The sequence below is a fragment of the Streptomyces sp. NPDC014882 genome (assembly GCF_043081325.1).
In the GTDB taxonomy this organism is placed as follows: Bacteria; Actinomycetota; Actinomycetes; order Streptomycetales; family Streptomycetaceae; genus Streptomyces.
The window spans coordinates 216057-232963 of the sequence record NZ_JBIBWL010000007.1 but is presented as its reverse complement, the minus strand read 5'-3'; the positions used below and the strand labels follow the sequence as shown (position 1 = coordinate 232963).

General features: G+C 73.8%; 21 protein-coding genes and 1 pseudogene. 13 read left to right on the top strand and 9 right to left on the bottom strand.

What is annotated here, in order from left to right:
• Positions 1 to 103: 103 nt before the first annotated feature.
• Positions 104 to 469, top strand: a pseudogene (locus tag ACF09K_RS18830) (aldehyde dehydrogenase family protein); the annotation flags it as partial.
• Between the two features lie 137 nt (positions 470 to 606).
• On the opposite strand, the gene trxA reads toward ACF09K_RS18830, so the two are convergent.
• Positions 607 to 984, bottom strand: a complete 378-nt coding sequence (trxA, locus tag ACF09K_RS18825) for a thioredoxin (RefSeq protein ID WP_392244897.1) — start codon at positions 982 to 984, stop codon at positions 607 to 609.
• Positions 985 to 1127: 143 nt separating this feature from the next.
• Here trxA and ACF09K_RS18820 point away from each other — a divergent pair, with 143 nt between their 5' ends.
• Positions 1128 to 2546, top strand: a complete 1419-nt coding sequence (locus tag ACF09K_RS18820) for a dihydrolipoyl dehydrogenase family protein (RefSeq protein WP_392244895.1) — start codon at positions 1128 to 1130, stop codon at positions 2544 to 2546.
• A gap of 110 nt (positions 2547 to 2656) precedes the next feature.
• Here ACF09K_RS18820 and ACF09K_RS18815 read toward each other — a convergent pair whose 3' ends face one another.
• The 4 genes from ACF09K_RS18815 to ACF09K_RS18800 all read right to left on the bottom strand — a co-directional run bounded on the left by ACF09K_RS18815 (position 2657) and on the right by ACF09K_RS18800 (position 4918).
• Entirely contained in the window at positions 2657 to 3301 is a 645-nt protein-coding gene (locus tag ACF09K_RS18815; protein ID WP_392244894.1) for a peptide deformylase, read from the bottom strand.
• Between the two features lie 188 nt (positions 3302 to 3489).
• Complete coding sequence (locus ACF09K_RS18810; RefSeq protein WP_392244892.1) at positions 3490 to 3849, bottom strand: tetratricopeptide repeat protein; 360 nt, start codon at positions 3847 to 3849, stop codon at positions 3490 to 3492.
• A gap of 77 nt (positions 3850 to 3926) precedes the next feature.
• The gene (locus tag ACF09K_RS18805) at positions 3927 to 4364 is read right to left on the bottom strand and encodes a MarR family transcriptional regulator (protein WP_392244891.1); all 438 of its coding nucleotides are present in this window, start codon (positions 4362 to 4364) and stop codon (positions 3927 to 3929) included.
• Positions 4361 to 4918, bottom strand: coding sequence for a MarR family winged helix-turn-helix transcriptional regulator (locus ACF09K_RS18800; protein WP_392244889.1), 558 nt, complete (start codon positions 4916 to 4918; stop codon positions 4361 to 4363). Before ACF09K_RS18800 ends, ACF09K_RS18805 begins: the two co-directional genes overlap by 4 nt.
• Before the next feature lie 88 nt (positions 4919 to 5006).
• Between ACF09K_RS18800 and ACF09K_RS18795 the strand changes: the two genes are divergently transcribed.
• The 6 genes from ACF09K_RS18795 to ACF09K_RS18770 all read left to right on the top strand — a co-directional run bounded on the left by ACF09K_RS18795 (position 5007) and on the right by ACF09K_RS18770 (position 9912).
• Positions 5007 to 5363: a zinc ribbon domain-containing protein YjdM gene (locus ACF09K_RS18795; RefSeq protein ID WP_392244888.1), complete on the top strand. Its 357-nt coding sequence runs from the start codon at positions 5007 to 5009 to the stop codon at positions 5361 to 5363.
• A gap of 153 nt (positions 5364 to 5516) precedes the next feature.
• Positions 5517 to 5858 carry an ArsR/SmtB family transcription factor gene (locus ACF09K_RS18790; RefSeq protein ID WP_392244886.1) on the top strand — a complete coding sequence of 114 codons (342 nt, stop codon included), beginning with the start codon at positions 5517 to 5519 and terminating at the stop codon, positions 5856 to 5858.
• Complete coding sequence (locus tag ACF09K_RS18785; protein WP_392244884.1) at positions 5855 to 7663, top strand: SulP family inorganic anion transporter; 1809 nt, start codon at positions 5855 to 5857, stop codon at positions 7661 to 7663. Before ACF09K_RS18790 ends, ACF09K_RS18785 begins: the two co-directional genes overlap by 4 nt.
• Positions 7664 to 7880: 217 nt before the next feature.
• Positions 7881 to 8306: an ATP-binding protein gene (locus tag ACF09K_RS18780; RefSeq protein WP_392244882.1), complete on the top strand. Its 426-nt coding sequence runs from the start codon at positions 7881 to 7883 to the stop codon at positions 8304 to 8306.
• Positions 8307 to 8591: 285 nt separating this feature from the next.
• Complete coding sequence (locus ACF09K_RS18775) at positions 8592 to 8942, top strand: ArsR/SmtB family transcription factor (RefSeq protein ID WP_392244880.1); 351 nt, start codon at positions 8592 to 8594, stop codon at positions 8940 to 8942.
• A 130-nt stretch (positions 8943 to 9072) separates the two neighbouring features.
• Positions 9073 to 9912 (top strand): class I SAM-dependent methyltransferase, encoded by an 840-nt coding sequence (locus tag ACF09K_RS18770; RefSeq protein WP_392244879.1) that lies wholly within the window; start codon positions 9073 to 9075, stop codon positions 9910 to 9912.
• A gap of 158 nt (positions 9913 to 10070) precedes the next feature.
• Here the strand turns inward: ACF09K_RS18770 and ACF09K_RS18765 are convergent, their stop codons facing one another.
• From ACF09K_RS18765 to ACF09K_RS18755, 3 genes are read right to left on the bottom strand one after another with little or no spacing between them, the layout of a single operon-like run.
• Positions 10071 to 11036 (bottom strand): pirin family protein, encoded by a 966-nt coding sequence (locus tag ACF09K_RS18765; protein WP_392244877.1) that lies wholly within the window; start codon positions 11034 to 11036, stop codon positions 10071 to 10073.
• 18 nt (positions 11037 to 11054) lie between these two features.
• A complete protein-coding gene (locus ACF09K_RS18760) occupies positions 11055 to 11546 on the bottom strand; it encodes a hypothetical protein (protein WP_392244876.1) in 492 nt (163 codons plus the stop codon).
• A gap of 1 nt (position 11547) precedes the next feature.
• Positions 11548 to 12006, bottom strand: a complete 459-nt coding sequence (locus ACF09K_RS18755) for an ATP-binding protein (protein ID WP_392244875.1) — start codon at positions 12004 to 12006, stop codon at positions 11548 to 11550.
• 152 nt (positions 12007 to 12158) lie between these two features.
• Between ACF09K_RS18755 and ACF09K_RS18750 the strand changes: the two genes are divergently transcribed.
• Positions 12159 to 12380, top strand: coding sequence for a DUF397 domain-containing protein (locus tag ACF09K_RS18750; protein ID WP_392245100.1), 222 nt, complete (start codon positions 12159 to 12161; stop codon positions 12378 to 12380).
• 132 nt (positions 12381 to 12512) lie between these two features.
• Positions 12513 to 13433, top strand: coding sequence for a helix-turn-helix domain-containing protein (locus ACF09K_RS18745; protein WP_392244874.1), 921 nt, complete (start codon positions 12513 to 12515; stop codon positions 13431 to 13433).
• Positions 13434 to 13512: 79 nt separating this feature from the next.
• Here the strand turns inward: ACF09K_RS18745 and ACF09K_RS18740 are convergent, their stop codons facing one another.
• Positions 13513 to 14331 carry an SAM-dependent methyltransferase gene (locus tag ACF09K_RS18740; RefSeq protein ID WP_392244873.1) on the bottom strand — a complete coding sequence of 273 codons (819 nt, stop codon included), beginning with the start codon at positions 14329 to 14331 and terminating at the stop codon, positions 13513 to 13515.
• 203 nt (positions 14332 to 14534) lie between these two features.
• Between ACF09K_RS18740 and ACF09K_RS18735 the strand changes: the two genes are divergently transcribed.
• From ACF09K_RS18735 to ACF09K_RS18725, 3 genes are all read left to right on the top strand, one after another.
• The gene (locus ACF09K_RS18735) at positions 14535 to 15248 is read left to right on the top strand and encodes a transcriptional regulator (RefSeq protein ID WP_392244871.1); all 714 of its coding nucleotides are present in this window, start codon (positions 14535 to 14537) and stop codon (positions 15246 to 15248) included.
• Positions 15245 to 16234, top strand: a complete 990-nt coding sequence (locus tag ACF09K_RS18730) for a pyridoxal-phosphate dependent enzyme (RefSeq protein ID WP_392244869.1) — start codon at positions 15245 to 15247, stop codon at positions 16232 to 16234. The genes ACF09K_RS18735 and ACF09K_RS18730 overlap by 4 nt, the downstream gene beginning before the upstream one ends.
• Before the next feature lie 261 nt (positions 16235 to 16495).
• Complete coding sequence (locus ACF09K_RS18725; RefSeq protein ID WP_392244868.1) at positions 16496 to 16855, top strand: cupin domain-containing protein; 360 nt, start codon at positions 16496 to 16498, stop codon at positions 16853 to 16855.
• Positions 16856 to 16907: the final 52 nt, after the last annotated feature.

The following is a 16907-nucleotide window of genomic DNA, read 5'->3' as shown; positions in this document are numbered from 1 at the left end:
GGACGACCGGGCCCTGCCCGGCGCGATCCGCCGGGCAGGGCCCGAAACGTCGCACGCTCCATCACACGGGGACGGGGAGGCGTCCGGCGCCGGCGCGGCTCACCCGACCGTCCTGGCGGGCGTCGACGACCGCACCCCCGCCCGCACGGAGAAGGCCTTCGGACCGGTCGCCCCGGTCCGCGCCCTCAGCACCCCGGACGAGGCCGCCGCGCCGGCCGGGACGGGCTCGTACGGCCTGTCCCAGGGGATCGTCACCCGCTGCCCGGCCCGCGGTCCCGAGCCGGCCGAGCGCATCCCGACCGGCATCGTGCACATCGACGACCAGACGGCCGACGACGAGGCCGTGGCCCCGTTCGGCGGGGCCGCCGCCTCCGGCACCGGCGCCCGCCTCGGCGGCGAGGCCGACCCGGAGGCCTTCACCGACGCGCGCCGGACGACGGTGCGCGGGGACGTGGCGCCGTACCCGTTCCGAAACCGGCCGCCCGCGCGCTCGACGGGTCCGGGCCGTACGCGTGCCGGTCCGGGCCGTACGCGTCGCGCAGCCGGACCGCAGGCGTGCCGGTCCGGGCCGCACGTCTTCGCGGCGGGGGAGGGGAGGGCCGGAGGTCACTCGCCCTGGGCGGCCTGCTGCTCCTCGACGGACTTGCGGACCTCGTCCATGTCCAGCTTGCGGGCCTGTCCGATGACGTCCGTGAGGGCGGCCTCGGGCAGGGCGCCCGGCTGCGCGAACACGGCGACCCGGTCACGGACGATCATCAGGGTCGGGATCGACTGGATGCCGAAGGCCGCGGCCAGTTCCGGCTGGGCCTCGGTGTCCACCTTGCCGAAGACGAGGTCCGGGTTCTCCTCGGCGGCCTTCTCGTAGACGGGGGCGAACTGACGGCACGGCCCGCACCAGGACGCCCAGAAGTCGATCAGGACGAAGTCGTTGTCGGTGACCGTCTGGTCGAAGTTCTCCTTGGTGAGCTCCACGGTGCTGCCCATGACGTGATTCCCTCTTCCCGCTGCTTCCTGCCGGGTTCTCCCGGCAGGGGGTGAAGCCGTCCGCGTCAACACGGCCGGCCGGTCGCGTATTCCGCGTGCCTACCCGTGTGGTCACCCGGCACACCACCCACCAGACTGACCCCATGACGGAAACGGAAACCATCGCGTACGACGTCGTGGTGCTCGGGGCCGGGCCCGTGGGGGAGAACGTGGCCGACCGCACCCGCGCGGCCGGCCTCACCACCGCGGTCGTGGAGAGCGAACTGGTCGGCGGCGAGTGTTCCTACTGGGCGTGCATGCCCAGCAAGGCCCTGCTGCGCCCGGTCATCGCCCAGGCCGACGCCCGGCGCCTGCCCGGTCTGCGCCAGGCGGTGCAGGGCCCCCTCGACGCGGCCGCGGTCCTCGCCCACCGCAACCACTACACCTCCGACTGGAAGGACGACGGCCAGGTCGGCTGGCTGGACGGCATCGGCGCCGACCTCCACCGCGGCCACGGCCGCCTCACCGGCCCGCGCACGGTGGCGGTCGGCGACAAGATCCTGACCGCCCGGCACGCCGTCGTCGTGTGCACCGGCACCCGGGCCGTCCTGCCCGACCTGCCCGGCCTGGCTGAGGTCGGGCCGTGGACCAGCCGTGAGGCGACGAGCGCCCGGTCCGTGCCCGGTCGCCTGGTGGTGGTCGGCGGCGGCGTGGTCGCCACCGAGATGGCGACGGCCTGGCAGGCCCTCGGCTCCCGGGTCACCCTCCTGGTGCGCGGCAAGGGGCTGCTGAACCGCATGGAGCCGTTCGCCGGCGAACTGGTCGCCGAGGCGCTCACCGAGGCCGGCGTCGACGTGCGGACCGGGACCTCGGTGGAGTCGGTGACCCGTGACGACGGCACGGTCGTGGTCGTCACCGGCGCCGGCGACCGGATCGAGGCCGACGAGATCCTCTTCGCCACCGGCCGCGCCCCGCGCACCGACGACATCGGCCTCGACACCGTCGGCCTGGAGCCGGGTGCGTGGCTGCCGGTCGACGACAGCCTGCGCGTCACCGGCCACGACTGGCTCTACGCGGTCGGCGACGTCAACCACCGTGCCCTGCTCACCCATCAGGGCAAGTACCAGGCCCGTATCGCCGGCGCGGCGATCGCCGCCCGCGCCTCGGGGGAGACGGACCTGGACTCCGGTCCGTGGGGCGCCCACGCGGCCACCGCCGACCACGCGGCCGTCCCGCAGGTCGTCTTCACCGACCCGGAGGCCGCCGCGGTCGGCCTCTCCCTCGCGGAGGCGGAACAGGCCGGGCACCGGGTCCGCGCCGTCGACGTCGACCTCTCCTCGGTCGCCGGGGCGGGCCTGTACGGCGAGGGCTACAAGGGCCGCGCCCGCATGGTCGTCGACCTGGAGAACGAGATCCTGCTCGGTGTCACCTTCGTCGGCCCCGGCGTCGGCGAGCTGATCCACTCGGCGACGGTCGCCGTCGTCGGCCGGGTCCCCGTGGCCCGCCTGTGGCACGCCGTACCGTCCTACCCGACGATCAGCGAGGTGTGGCTGCGCCTGCTGGAGGCGTTCCGCGACAACTGACGTCCCGGTACCGGACCGTCGACCCTCCCGTACCGGACGGTCGACGGTCCGGTACGGGACGGGACGACCGACGGTCCGGTCCGGCAACGGCGCCCGGCACCGGCGTCCGGTTACGGCAGCCCGAAGCCCAGCGCGCGGGCTGCCTCCTCCGGTGTCGGCTGCGCCCACCGGCGCGCCACCGTCTCGTTGGCCGACAGCGAGCGCAACTCGGCCCGGTCCAGGTAGAGCAGGCCGTCGAGGTGGTCCGTCTCGTGCTGCACGATCCGGGCGGGCCATCCGCCGAACACCTCGTCCAGCTCCCGGCCCGTCTCGTCCTGGCCGGTCAGCCGCACCTCGGCGGGCCGGGCCACCACCGCCTGCCAGCCGGGCACGCTCAGACAGCCCTCGAAGAAGGCGACGCGGTCCGAACCCACCCGCGCGTAGGCGGGGTTGACCAGGACGCGGAAGGGCTGCGGCACCCGGCCGCGGGCCGCCCGCACCTCCTCCGGCACCGGCGCCGGGTCCTCGATCACCGCGATCCGCAGTTCCACGCCGACCTGCGGCGCGGCCAGGCCCACCCCCGGTGCCGCGCGCATGGTGACGCGCAGCGCCTCGACGAAACGCGCCAGCAGGGCGGGGCCGAGCTGGCCGTCGTAGCGCTCGGTGCCGGTGCGCAGGACCGGGTCGCCGGCCGACACGATCGGCAACGGGCCGCCGACGGCGAGGAGTTCCTCGACCCGCTCGGCGAGAGGTGCGCGGGGACCGGTGGATGCCATCAGGTCAGCATGCCACGCCCGCGGCGCCTGTGACGCGGATCACCGGACGGGCCGCGGCGCGCCGGAGCCGCGGCCCGACCACCACTCCGGCACGGCTGACGCGTCCCCCGGGCCGCCCCCCGTAGCGGATCCGTGGTCCGGATCCGCGGCCCGGGTCCGGCCTGCCGTGCCCGCCGCGAGCCCGTGTGTCAGGCCTCCTCGAAGTCGCCCGTCAGTGCCGCGGCGATCCGCAGGTGCGGGCCCGCCTCCGCGTGCCGGCCCTGCCGCTCCAGGGTGCGGCCCAGCATCAGCCGGGCGTACTGCTCCACCGGGTCGCGCTCCACGATGACGCGCAACTCGGTCTCGGCGCGGCCGAGTTGGGCGGAGTGGTAGTAGGCGCGGGCCAGCAGCAGCCGCGGTCCGGTCTGCTCCGGCACCTCCTCGACCAGCCCGGCCAGGACCCGCGCGGCGGCGGTGTACTCCTTGGCGTCGAAGAACAGCCGCCCGCGCTCCCAGCGCTCGGCCGGCGTTCCGTGGGCGTAGTACTCGGTGTCGTAGGTCGTGTCCACTCGTGGCCTCCTTCGCGTCGCACAACCGCGAGAGATGGTTGAAAATTCCACCAGTGTGGCCCGGGTCGTTCCGGGGGTCACATGGCGGCCAGTTCCGCGTTCGCCCGTTCGGTGACCAGGGCGAGCACGCGCCCGGCGACGGCCCGGTCCCCGGCGGGGATCCCGGCGTAGACGCGGGCCGAGACGGCGCCCGACTCGGCGTTCACCGTCTCGTGGAGCGCGCGCCCGGCGTCCGTCGCGCGGACGGTCCCGCCGTCGGCCGACACCAGGCCCTTGGCCAGCAACCGGTCGACGGTGGCGTGCACTTCGGCCCGGTCGGCCTTGAGGGAGGCCACGACCAGGGCGACGAGCGCCTCCCGCGTGAGGGGCCGGTCGGCGGCGAGGACCGACCGGAGGGTGACCTGCTCCTGGAAGGTGGCGCCGTGGCGGCTCAGGACGCGTTCGAGGACGGCGCGGGCGGCGTAGTGGGCCAGCCCGATGACGCGGCTGTCGACGGGAGGCGCGGTGACGGTCATGACTTCCCCTTGTCGCTCAGGTTCTGGCTGTGGCTGTGGCTGTGGTCGTTGTCGTTGTTGTCGGGCCCGTTCGCGGTGGCGTCCGCGCCGCTGTCGTACGGGGGTTCCAGGGGCGCGTCGAGCAGGAGCGCCAGTTCGCTCGTGAACGTGCGGGCGCGGGCGCTGTCCAAGCCGCCGAGCGGTTCCGTCAGCTGCTCCAGCAGCGCGTGCACCACCGTGACGGCCCGCCGGGTGACGTCCTCGCCCCGTTCGGTCAGCGTCAGCCGGACCGCGCGCGGATCGCGCGGATCACGGGTGCGCCCGATCAGTCCGGCGGACTCCAGGGCGCGGGCCAGCTTCGACACGTACAGCGGTTCCAGGCCGGTGTGGTCGGCGAGGCGCCGCTGGTTGGGGTGCTCGCCGGCACGCCGCATGCCGTGCAGCGAGGCGACGATCGTGTACTGCGCGTGGGTGAGGCCGAGCGGCGCCACCGCCCGGTCCACCGCCACGCGCCACTTCGTGGACAGCCGCCACACCAGATAACCGGGTGTGGCACCTTCGGAACCCCTGCTCATACGCCATACCGTACATGGCTATTATGTACATGGCTACTATCCCGTCGTCCCGCCCGGTGTCCCGCCGCACGCCGGATACGCTGGCGCGGTGAACGAGAACCTTCCTCCTTGCCCCAAGTGCTCCTGCGAGTACGCCTACGAGATGAACGCCCTGGTGGTGTGCCCCGAGTGCGGCCACGAATGGGTGCCCGCCGAGAGCGGCGCGGACACCGGCGGCCCCGAGGGCCGGGTCGTCAGGGACTCCGTCGGCAACGTGCTGGCGGACGGCGACACGGTGGTGGTCGTCAAGGCCCTCAAGGTCAAGGGCAGCCCCTCGGGCATCAAGGCCGGCACCAAGGTGCGCAACATCCGGCTGGTCGACGGGGTCGACGGCCACGACATCGACTGCAGGATCGACGGGTTCGGCGCGATGCAGCTGAAGTCGAGCGTGGTCAAGAAGGGCTGACCCCTCCCCGGGGGAATCGACGGCGCCCCCGTCGGATGCAGAATTGCAAAATTTCGCAATTGGTTAGATGCTTGATTTACCGCGCTCGCAGATGGTGGTGGGCGCAGCCCGCACCCGCTCCGACGGGGCGCCGTCGAGGAAAGCCGAGGGGCCGTGTCCGTTCCGCTGTACCAGGCCAAGGCCGAGTTCTTCCGCATGCTGGGGCATCCGGTACGGATCCGGGTGCTGGAGTTGCTCCAGGACGGACCCGCACCGGTGCGCGACCTGCTGGCCGCCATCGGGGTGGAGCCCCCCAGCCTGTCCCAGCAACTGGCGACCCTGCGCAGGTCGGGCATCGTCACCGCGACGCGGGAGGGCTCCACGGTCGTCTACGCGCTGGCCGGCGGCGACGTCGCCGACCTGATGAAGGCCGCACGCCGGATCCTCACCGACGTGCTGACCGGGCGGCACGAGCTGCTGGCCGAGCTGAGGGAAGACGAGGTCACCGCGCGATGACGGCCGCTCCCCTCCGGATCGGGCGCCGGATCGCCGCTCTGCTCCCCGGCCGCGGCGACCTCGCGGAACTGCGCCGCGATCCGCGCCGGGACCTGCTCGCGGGCCTGACCGTGGCGATCGTCGCCCTGCCCCTCGCCCTCGGCTTCGGCGTCTCCTCCGGACTCGGCGCCGAGGCGGGCCTGGCGACCGCGGTCGTCGCCGGCGCGCTCGCCGCCGTCTTCGGCGGCTCCAACCTGCAGGTGTCCGGTCCCACGGGCGCGATGACCGTGGTGCTCGTGCCGATCGTCGCCGCCCACGGCCCCGCCGGGGTGCTGACCGTCGGGCTCATGGCCGGCGCGATGCTGGTCGCCCTCGCCCTGCTCAGGGCCGGCAAGTACATGCGGTACGTGCCCGCCCCCGTCGTCGAGGGCTTCACCCTCGGCATCGCCTGCGTGATCGGCCTGCAGCAGGTGCCGAACGCGCTCGGCGTGCCCGAACCGGAGGGCGACCGCGTCCTCGTGGTCACCTGGCGCGCCGTGGTGGAGTTCGCCGGGGCCCCGAACTGGACCGCCGCCGCCCTCGCCCTGGCGGTCGCCGCCGTCATGCTGGTCGGTGCCCGCCTGCGGCCCACGGTCCCCTTCTCCATCCTCGCCGTGATCGCGGCCACCGTCGTGGCCCGGGTGGCCGGCCTGGACGCGGCGAAGCCGATCGGCGACCTGCCGTCCGGCCTGCCCGCCCCCTCCCTGTCCTTCCTCGACCCGGGCGCCCTCGGCTCCCTGCTCGCCCCGGCCGTCGCCGTCGCGGCCCTGGCCGCCCTGGAGTCGCTGCTGTCGGCCTCGGTCGCCGACGGCATGACGGTCGGGCAGCGCCACGATCCCGACCGCGAGCTGTTCGGCCAGGGCCTGGCCAACATGGCCGCCCCGCTGTTCGGCGGTGTGCCCGCCACCGGGGCCATCGCCCGCACCGCGGTCAACGTCCGCGCCGGCGCCGGGTCCCGGCTCGCCGCCCTCACCCACGCGGTGATCCTCGCCGTCATCGTGTTCGCCGCCGCGCCCCTCGTCTCCGCGATCCCGCTCGCCGCGCTCGCGGGCGTGCTCCTGGCCACCGCGGTCCGCATGGTCGAGGTCGGCTCGCTGCGGGCGATGGCGCGGGCCACCCGCTCCGACGCGCTGATCCTGGTGCTCACCGCCGTGGCGACCCTCGCGCTCGACCTCGTGTACGCCGTGATCATCGGCCTGGCCGTCGCGGGCGTCCTCGCCCTGCGCGCGGTGGCCAACCAGGCCCGCCTGGAGGAGGTTCCCCTCGACCGGGGCGACCACAGTGCCGAGGAGCACCGGCTGCTCGCGGAGCACATCGTGGCCTACCGCATCGACGGACCGCTGTTCTTCGCCGCCGCCCACCGCTTCCTGCTGGAACTGGCGGAGGTCGCCGACGTGCGCGTCGTCATCCTGCGCATGTCCCGGGTGACCACCGTCGACGCCACCGGCGCCCTCGTCCTCAAGGACGCGGTGGAGAAGCTCCACCGGCGCGGCATCGTCGTCATGACCTCCGGGATCCGCGCCGGCCAGCGGCAGGTCCTGGACTCGGTCGGCGCGCTGGAGCTGCTGCGCCTGGAGGGCCGCGAGTACGCCGACACCCCGGAGGCGATCCGGGCCGCCCACGCCTACCTGGAACGCGCCGGCCTCATACCGGCCGGGCAGGGTCCGGCCGCGCACAGTCCGGCCGCGCAGGGTCCGGTCTCGCAAGGCCCGGTCCCGCGCGGCCCGGTCCCGCACGGTCGGCGGGTCCGGCCGCGCGCCGAGGAATCGGAGAAGAGCGCAGGATGAGCACTCCGCCCGCCCCGCCGCGAACGGCCGAGGCCCGCGGCGCCGCGTCCCCCCGGCCGCCGGAAGGCAGCCCGCCGGGACGGTCCGCCCCCGCCCGGCCCGCTGCGCTCCGGTGCGTTTCCGCCGAGAGGACCGGCGTCCCGTACGACGCCCCGTCGCGCCCGCGTCGGCGCCCCACGACGGTACCGGCGTCCCCCACGACCCCCGCGGAGCAGCCGTGACGTTCACCCGGCTCGCAGCCCTGCCCCACCGGCACGTGCTCACGCTGCCCACCGTGCCGTCCGCGGTCCGCACCGCCCGGGAGACGGCCCAGCGGGCCCTGACCGAGTGGGGCATAAGCCCGCGTCACCCCACCGTCGACCCGGCCCTGCTGATCCTCGGCGAACTGGTGACCAACAGCGTCCGGCACGCCGCGGAGCTCTCCCCGCAGCTGACGGTCGTCTACGCGGCCGGCGAGGACACCCTGGCCTTCGCCGTGCACGACCGTCATCCCTACCAGCCCCTGCTGTACGGCGCGGTCGCCGGTGGGACGGGCGGGCTGGCCATCGTCATGGAACTGGCCCTCGGTCTCGGCGGCACCGCGGTCGTGCGCACCGACGCCGACGGCCGGGGCAAGAGCATCTGGATCAGCCTCCCCCTCTGACCGGGCCGGACGGCTCCACCGGGCCGGACGACGGGGACCGGTCCACGGCCCCGTGGCGCCCCGTACCGAGTTGCTAATCTTGGCAATTGCCGAGGTCGTCACCGCCCTGCACGGCGCGGCGGGCGGACGGGCGGTGGGGTGGGGTGGGTGAGTGGATGTGATGCGATGCGTCGCGGACCGGCCGGTACGACCGTGCTGCTCCGCCGCGAACGCCGCGAACGCTGCGAACTCCGCGAAGGCCGGGAACGTAGGGAACGTCGGGAACGTCGGGAAGAGGACGGCACGATGAGTACGCCGCTGTACCAACTGAAGGCCGAGTTCTTCAAGACCCTGGGCCACCCGGCGCGCATCCGCGTCCTGGAGCTGCTGAGCGAACGCGAGCACGCCGTGGCGGAGATGCTGCCCGAGGTGGGCATCGAGCCGGCCCACCTGTCGCAGCAGCTCGCCGTGTTGCGCCGGGCGAACCTGGTCGTGACCCGCAAGGAGGGCTCGACCGTGTACTACTCGCTGACCAGCCCGTACATCGCCGAGCTGCTCCGGGTCGCGCGGACCATCCTGTCCGGGGTGCTGGCCGGGCAGGCCGAACTCCTCGCCGACCTCCAAGCCGCCCGTCCCCAGGGGAGACCGCCGGCCTGACGGCGGGCCGCGGGACCGAGACCCGCCGCGAGACCCCGGGGGGCCTCCGGGGCGGTCGTCACGAACCGGCCGACCGGACCCCGTCGCACGCACCCGGGGATTTCGGGCCTTCTCGTCTAACCTGCTCCACATGCCCGACCACATCACGCACGCCGGCCGCGACGACCGGCCCGAGGAATCCCGGCGGGTGCGTCTGGGCCGGACGTTCGACGAGGACGCGGAGCTGTACGACCGGGCCAGGCCCGGCTATCCGCCGGAGCTGTACGACGACCTCGCGGAGCTCACCGGCGTGCGCCCCGGCAGCCGGGTGCTGGAGATCGGTTGCGGGACCGGTCAGGCGACGGTGCCGCTCGCCGGGCGGGGCTGCCGGATCACGGCCGTCGAAGCCGGGCCGGCCATGGCGGCGGTCGCCCGCCGCAACCTGGACGGGGCCGTGGGGGCGGAGGTCGTCACGGCGGACTTCGAGAGCTGGCCGCTGCCGGAGGAGCCGTTCGACGTGGTCCTCGCGGCGACCGCGTTCCACTGGATCGACCCCGTGGTGAGGACGGCCAAGGCCGCCGAGGCGCTGCGTCCGGGCGGGGCGCTCGCCGTGGTGCGGACCCAGCACGTGAGGGGCGGCACCGAGGAGTTCTTCGTCGACGTCCAGCGCTGCTACGAGCGCTTCGATCCGGACACGCCGCCCGGGACACGGCCGCCGGAAGCCGCCGACGTCGACGGCTCGGACCACGCGCGGGAGGTCGCGCGCAGCGGTGGGTTCGGCCCCACGGTCTCCTGCCGCTACGAACGGGACCTCACGTACACCACGTCGGAGTACCTGGAGCTGCTGCGGACCTACTCCGGCCACCGGGCTCTCCCGGAAGCCGCCAGGAACGGGCTGCTGGGGTGCGTCGCGGGCCTGATCGACGGCCGGTACGGCGGCCGGGTCACCAAGCGGTACCTCATCGAACTGGCCGTGGCACACCGGCGGTGACGCCGGCACGGCGTGTCCGCTTCGGAGTCCGTGCCGCACCGCCCCCGGTGTGCCGCCGCCCGGTCGGGTGCGCGACCGCAATCAGGAGACCGTCCGCCCTGCGGCCGGTTCGGCCGGGTCCGGGCGCCTCGGACCGCGGGCTCCGGTGTTCCTCCGGGTCAGCGCACCCTCCCGCGGGGTTTCAGCGGCACCGGCGGCAGCTCGGGTGCGGGCAGCGGAGCGCCGTCGTAGCCCTTCACCTCGCCGAAGCGCGCCCCCTTCGTCCAGTCCTCACGGGCCTGTTCGATCTCGGCCTGGGTGCGGGCGACGAAGTTCCACCACATGATCAGCTCTTCGTCGAAGGGCTCGCCGCCGAGCAGCATCACTGCGGCGTCGGACTCGGCGCGCAGAGGCAGTTCGCGGCGGCCGCAGCCCAGGTAGAGCATGGAGCCCGGCAGCACGGGGACACCGTCCACGCGCACCTCGCCGGACATCGCCAGGACGCCGTACTCGAAGTCGGGGACGAGCGGCAGCCGGACGTCGGCGCCGCGGGCGAGCGCCAGGTCGGCGCCGACGATCGGGGTGTACGCGGTGCCGGGCGAGGTCGCGCCGTCGAGGTCGCCCAGGATCACGGTCGCGGTGAGGCCGGGGGCCGTGACCGTGGGCAGCGTGGCGTGGTGCTCGAAGTGCGGGTCGGTGTGCCGGTGGGCGTCGGGCAGCGCGACCCAGAGCTGGGCGCCGTGCAGAGTGGGGGCGTGCGCCCTGGGGCTCTCCTCGGAGTGGCTGATCGCCCGCCCCGACGTCATCAGGCCCAGTTCGCGGGGGCGGATCGTCTGGAGGCTGCCGGTGGAGTCGCGGTGCAGCACCTCGCCCTCGTGCAGCCAGCTGACGGTCTGGAGACCGATGTGCGGGTGCGGCGGGACCTGCATGCCCGGCTCGTCGGCGATGTCGTCGGGGCCGTAGTGGTCGACGAACGCCCAGGCGCCGATCATGCGCCGGCCGAGGTTCGGCAGCAGCCGCCGTACCTCGGTCGACTCCCCGAGCCGGACGTGCCGGGGGCTCAGCAGCTCCCGCACGGGCTCGGCGACGACGAATCCGCGTCCGCCGCACACGCTGGGCACGGGCGCACGGTCAAGGTTGCTCATGGCTCACAACCTAACGCCTCACCGGGCGGCCAGGGCTGCGGCGAGCTCCCTGCCGGCGCGCACGACGTCGTGGTCCGGTTCGTCGAGCAGGTGACGCAGGACGCCGCGCCGGGCGTGGACGGCGTGGCGCGCGTCGCGTTCCCATTCCACGTACCTCTCGCGGTGGCGCAGCAGCTTGGGGTAGGCGGCGGCGGTGGTCTCCCACTGCCGGGCCTCGGCGATGCTCCTGAGCAGGTGCAGTATCTCGACCCGGCAGCTGACCTGCGGGAGCCGGACGAGTTCCCAGAGGAAGGGCACGGTGGCGGCCGTCGCCTGCCCCACCACGAAGCCGTACTGGCAGATGCGCCGGCGCAGCTGGTCGAGCGCGGGCCCGGCGGTGTCGGCGTCGCCGCGGGCGACGGTGGCCAGCAGGACCGGGATGGCTTCGGCGGACCCGGTCGAGTCGGCCATCTCGGGCCAGGGGACCTCTTCCAGGTCCTCGAGGAGAGTGGATCCCTTGATGGCGGTCATGTCAGAGGTGGACGCGGGTCGGGAGCATGGCCCAGACGGTCTTGCCCACGGGACAGCGGCGCGTCCAGCCCCAGTGCTCCGAGAGGGCCTCGATGATGTGCAGTCCCCGGCCGTGCTCCAGCAGGGAGTCCCCGGCGCGCGGGTAGACGGGCAGGTCGTCGCTCGGGTCGGTGACGGCGCACACCAGGTGGGAGCGGCGCAGCGAGAGCCGGAGCCGCACGCCCGCGGTGTCCTTCGCGGGGTCCGGCAGGGCGTGCAGGACGGCGTTGGCCGCGAGTTCGGTGACGACGGTGAGGGCGTCGTCGGCACAGTGCTCCAGGGACCAGCCGCCCAGGGTGCGGTGGGTGAAGTCCCGCGCCGCGGCGAACCCCTCCCGGCAGCCGGAGAGGTGCAGCACGGCCGTTCTGGGCGAGTCGCGGACGACGGACTCGTGATTCCGGAACTGCGCAGGTGATGGCACGGCATCTCCCTGAGGCAACGTCAGTACAGGGCGGGGGAAGTGCTGTTGACGACAGGGCTATTATCCACGCTGACGATGTCCTCGTGCAATTTCACGGGAAATTGCGCGTACTTGGCGAGGAGAGTGCTGTGTCGTCAGTGCCGAACGGAGCAGTGCCGAACGGGATACGGGCGAGCGTGCTGGGCGCCCGCTGGATCAAGAGCAGCCACAGCAACGCCGAGGGCAACTGCGTCGAGGTGGCCGTCCTGGACGGAGGAGGGGTCGCGATGCGCAACTCCCGCGACCCGGAGGGGCCGGCTCTGGTCTACACGCCGGCCGAGGTGGCGGCGTTCGTGGCCGGTGCGAAGGACGGGGAGTTCGACCACCTGCTGTGAGGGCCCGCGGCCACCGGTTCCGGAACGGCGCGGACGGATCCAATTCCCTTGCGGCGTGCGGTCGGTGGCCTTCGGATGCGACAATGGAGCCCGTCGTCCGTACGTCAACGCAAGCTGGAACGGGGAGCCAGGATGTCTGCCGAGTCACCCCGCGTCTCCCGCCTCGAACCGTATCTGAACCGGACCGAGCCCGCCCCGACCTTGCTGAAAATGCTGGTCGGCGTGCAGCTCGCCGGTATCCGCGAGGCTGCCGGGCTGTCCCAGGACCAGGCCGCGCGGGAGCTCGGGTTCAGCCCGGCGAAGCTGTCGCGGATAGAGGCGGGCAAGGGGCGCCGTCCTCCTGCGGAGGCCGACGTCCGCGCGCTCCTGGACCTGTACGGGACGGATGCCTACGAGGCCTCCGTCCTGCTCCAGTTGCTGCGGCGGGCGGGAGAGCCGGGCTGGTGGCAGCGGTACGACAAGCGGCTGATGCCCGAGTGGTTCGACCGCCTGGTGGGACTCCAGGAGGCGGCCACCGCCATCCGTACCTTCGAGATCCAGTACGTGCCGGGGCTGTTGCAGACCCCTGCGTACACCCGGGCCGTCGTCGAGCGCGGCCTGCCGATGGCGCCCGTCCGTGAGGTGGAGCGCCGGGTGGAGCTGCGCATGCGCCGCGCCCAGCTCCTGGAGCGGCCGGACGCCCCGCAGCTGTGGGCCGTCGTCGACGAGTCGGTGCTCCTGCGGGTGCTCGGCGGCCGCGAGGTGATGCGGGAGCAGCTCGACCACCTGGTGCGGATGGCCTCGCTGCCCCATGTGACCGTGCAGGTCGTGCCGCTGGACGTCACCCACGCGTCCGCGCCGGCGATCCCGGTGACCTACCTGCGGTTCGGCGGCTCCGACCTGCCCGACGTCGTCTACCTCGAGCAGATCAGGAGCGCCACCTTCCTGGAGGACCAGGACGAGACGGAGGAGTACCGGGTCACGCTGGACCGGCTGGCCGACGAGGCGCTCAACCCGCGGGAGTCCCTCGCGCTCCTGCGCGAGACGGCGGAGACCCGTTACCGGACGCCCTGACCCGCCGGCTGCCGGCCGCCGCCCCTCGGTCCCCGGCCCCGGGCACCCGGGAGCGGGGACCGAGGGGCGGCGGTGCCGCTCAGGGCAGCCGGGCGACGCCGCCGAACTCGATCCACTCCTGGGTGAGCTGACGGGGGGCCACCTCGGTGTCCGGCCTCCAGGTGGAGACCTCCACCAGGCCGGGGTCGAGGATCTCCAGACCCTCGAACAGCGCCTCCACGTCCTCCTCCGTGCGCACCCGGCCCCAGTGGCCCTGCGTGGCCTGGTCCATGAAGTCCGTGACGAAGGCGCGGACCTCCGGGTCCTCGCTGACCAGTTGGCACATCACCAGGAAGCTGCCCGGCGCGAGGCGTTCGGCCACCCGCCGGACCACCGCCGGCGGCCCGTCGGTCCCGCTGTCCGGGATGCAGTGGAACACCGAGTTGAACAGCACGGCCACCGGCTCCGAGAAGTCGATCAGACGCTCGGTGTCGGGGTGGGTGAAGATCGCCTCGGTCTCGCGCATGTCGGCGTGTATGACCGTGGTGCGCTCGTCCTGCTCCAGCAGGGCCCGGCCGTGGACGAGCACCATCGGGTCGTTGTCGACATAGACGACGTGTGCCGTCGGGTCGACGCTCTGCGCGACCTGGTGCACGTTGTTCTGCGTGGGCAGACCTGAGCCGTGGTCGAGGTACTGCCGTATTCCGTACTCCTGCGTCAGGGTCCGTACGACCCGCTGCAGGAAACGCCGGTTGTTCAGGGCGAGGGCGCGCGTGCTGGGGACGACCTTGTCGAGCTCCTCGCACGCCGCGCGGTCCGCCGCGTAGTTGTCCTTGCCGCCCAGATAGTGGTCGTACATGCGCGCGGCCGTCGGAACCGCGGCATCGATCGACGTGGACAACTGCTTGCCAGGCTGCATCTCATCCCCCAGTACGGGCCCGCGCCGAGGGCTGGCGCGGTCGGCAACCCATCCTAGGGACACGGCAATTGACGATGCCACCCCTTGATCCTCCCGCTTCCCGCGAAGCTCTGGCGGACCCGGACGGATCCTGGATTTTTCGTCCAGCTCGTGGATTCGTGGTCTAATGGAGGTGCGGCACCGGCACACGGAGGGGGAACCGCATGGCCGACGACGACATCCGGGCCGCAGGGGCCCGCGACGGCGAACGGGACGCGGTCCTGCGCGCCCTCGTGCCCGTCGTGCACGGCGTCGCCGCCACCTTCGGGCCGGTGTGCGAGGTGGTGCTGCACGACTACCGGCGCCCGGAGAACTCGGTGGTCGCCGTCGCGGGGGAGGTGACCGGGCGGGCCGTCGGCGGCGCGATGAGCGAGATCGGCCTGCGTGTCCTCGCCCGCGGCGACGACGCAGACGACGAACTGAACTACGTCACCCGTACCGCCGGCGGCCGGACGGTGAAGTCCTCGACGATGGTGCTGCGCGACTCCGCCGGCACGGTGTTCGGCGCCCTGTGCGTCAACGTGGACGTCACCGAGGTCGGCCGCGTCCAGACCCTCCTCGCCGCCCTGGCCGGGGCCGCCGGCCCGCCCGCGGACCCGCCCCTGACCACCTTCGGCGACGACATCGACTCCGTCGTCGACGCCCTCCTCGACACCCACCTGCCGCGCGACCGGACCTGGGCCGGCCTGGAGAGGACCCGGCGCCTGGCGCTCTTCCGCGCCCTCGACGAGCGCGGCGTGTTCGCCGTGCGCGGGGCGGTCGAACAGGCCGCCGCCCGCCTCGGCATCTCCCGCGCCTCCGCCTACAGCTACCTGTCCCGGGCCCGGGCGGACGCCGGGCCCGGACCGCACCCCACCTCCGAGGGAGCCCGCCCGTGACGACCGCATCCCCGCCCATCACCCTGGACGACGTCCGTGACGCGGCCGCCCGCCTGAAGGGCGTCGCCCACCGCACCCCCGTCCTGCGCTCCCGCACCCTCGACGCGCTCGTCGGCTCCGAAGTCCTGCTGAAGTGCGAGAACTTCCAGCGGGTCGGCGCCTTCAAGTTCCGCGGCGCCTACAACGCCGCCTCCCGGCTCACCCCCGCGCAGCTCGCGCGCGGCATCGCCGCCTACTCCTCCGGCAACCACGCCCAGGCCGTCGCCCTCGCCGCCCGGGAGCTGGGCACCACCGCGGTGATCGTCATGCCCGACGACGCCCCGCGCTCCAAGCGCGAGGCGACCCGGGGGTACGGCGCCGAGATCGTGACCTACGACCGCTACGGCGACGACCGGGTGGCCGTCGCCGAGGCCCTGGCCGCCGAGCGGGGCCTGACCGTCATCCCGCCCTACGAGCACCCGCACGTCATGGCGGGACAGGGCACGGCGGCCCTCGAACTCCTCGAGGAGGTGGGGGAGCTGGGAGCGCTGCTGGCGCCGGTCGGCGGCGGCGGGCTCGTCGCGGGCAGCGCCACGGCGGCCAAGGCGCTGTACGGGGGGATCCGGATCGTCGGCGTCGAGCCGGAGGCCGGCGACGACACCAGGCGGTCGCTGGCGGCGGGGCGGCGCGTCGAGATCCCGGTGCCGCGCACCATCGCCGACGGCCAGGCCCTGCACACGCCCGGTGAACTCACCTTCTCGGTGAACCGGCGACTCGTCGACGAGATCGCGCTGGTCTCCGACGACGAGATCCGCGCGGCCATGCGGTTCGCCTTCGAACGCCTGAGGATCGTGGTCGAGCCGAGCGGTGCCACCGGGCTGGCCGCCCTGCTCTCCGGCCGGACCGGCGCCCTGCCGGAGCGGGTCGGAGTGATCGTCTCGGGCGGCAACATCGACGCCGAACGCTTCGCGCGGCTCTGCGGAGGCGGCCCGCGGGAGGAGGCCTGAGGGCGGCCCGCCGGAGGGGTTCTGAGGACGGCCCACGAAGGAGACCCACGAGGACACCCCACCGGGACGTCCCGGGATCACCGGGAGGGGCTCGGCGACCGTCCGGCAGTCGCCCGTGGACGCCGCGTTCACCCGAATGGCGGCCTTCGGGTTGCGGGCGGAGGATGAACGGGTGGGGACCGGCCCCCACCGGTGACGTCCGGTGCCGCCGGGGAGACCGGCCCCGGCCGCGGTCGGCCGCGGCCGGAAGGGAGGAGCGTCATGCTGGAAGTGAAGACGCTCGACAAGCCGGACGAGCGACGCGATTTCCCGCGGGGGCACCTCGAAGCCGTCCACATGACGGGCCTGGACTTCGCCGTGGCGACCTTCGAGCCCGGCTGGCGCTGGTCCGAGGCGGTTGCCCCGATCGCCGGAACCGAGAGCTGCCAGGTGCACCACAACGGCTACGTCGTCCAGGGCCGCATGCGCATCCGCATGGACGACGGCGCCGAGAGCGAGGTGGGCCCCGGCGACGTGTTCGTCTGCTCGCCCGGCCACGACGCCTGGGTGGTCGGCGACGAGCAGGTGGTGGCGTACGACTTCGCCGGGCAGATGGCCCAGGAGTACGCGAAGGCCGACTGAGACCGGCCCGGTCGGTCCGGGAGCCGGTCCGGGAGCCGGACGGACGGGGAGC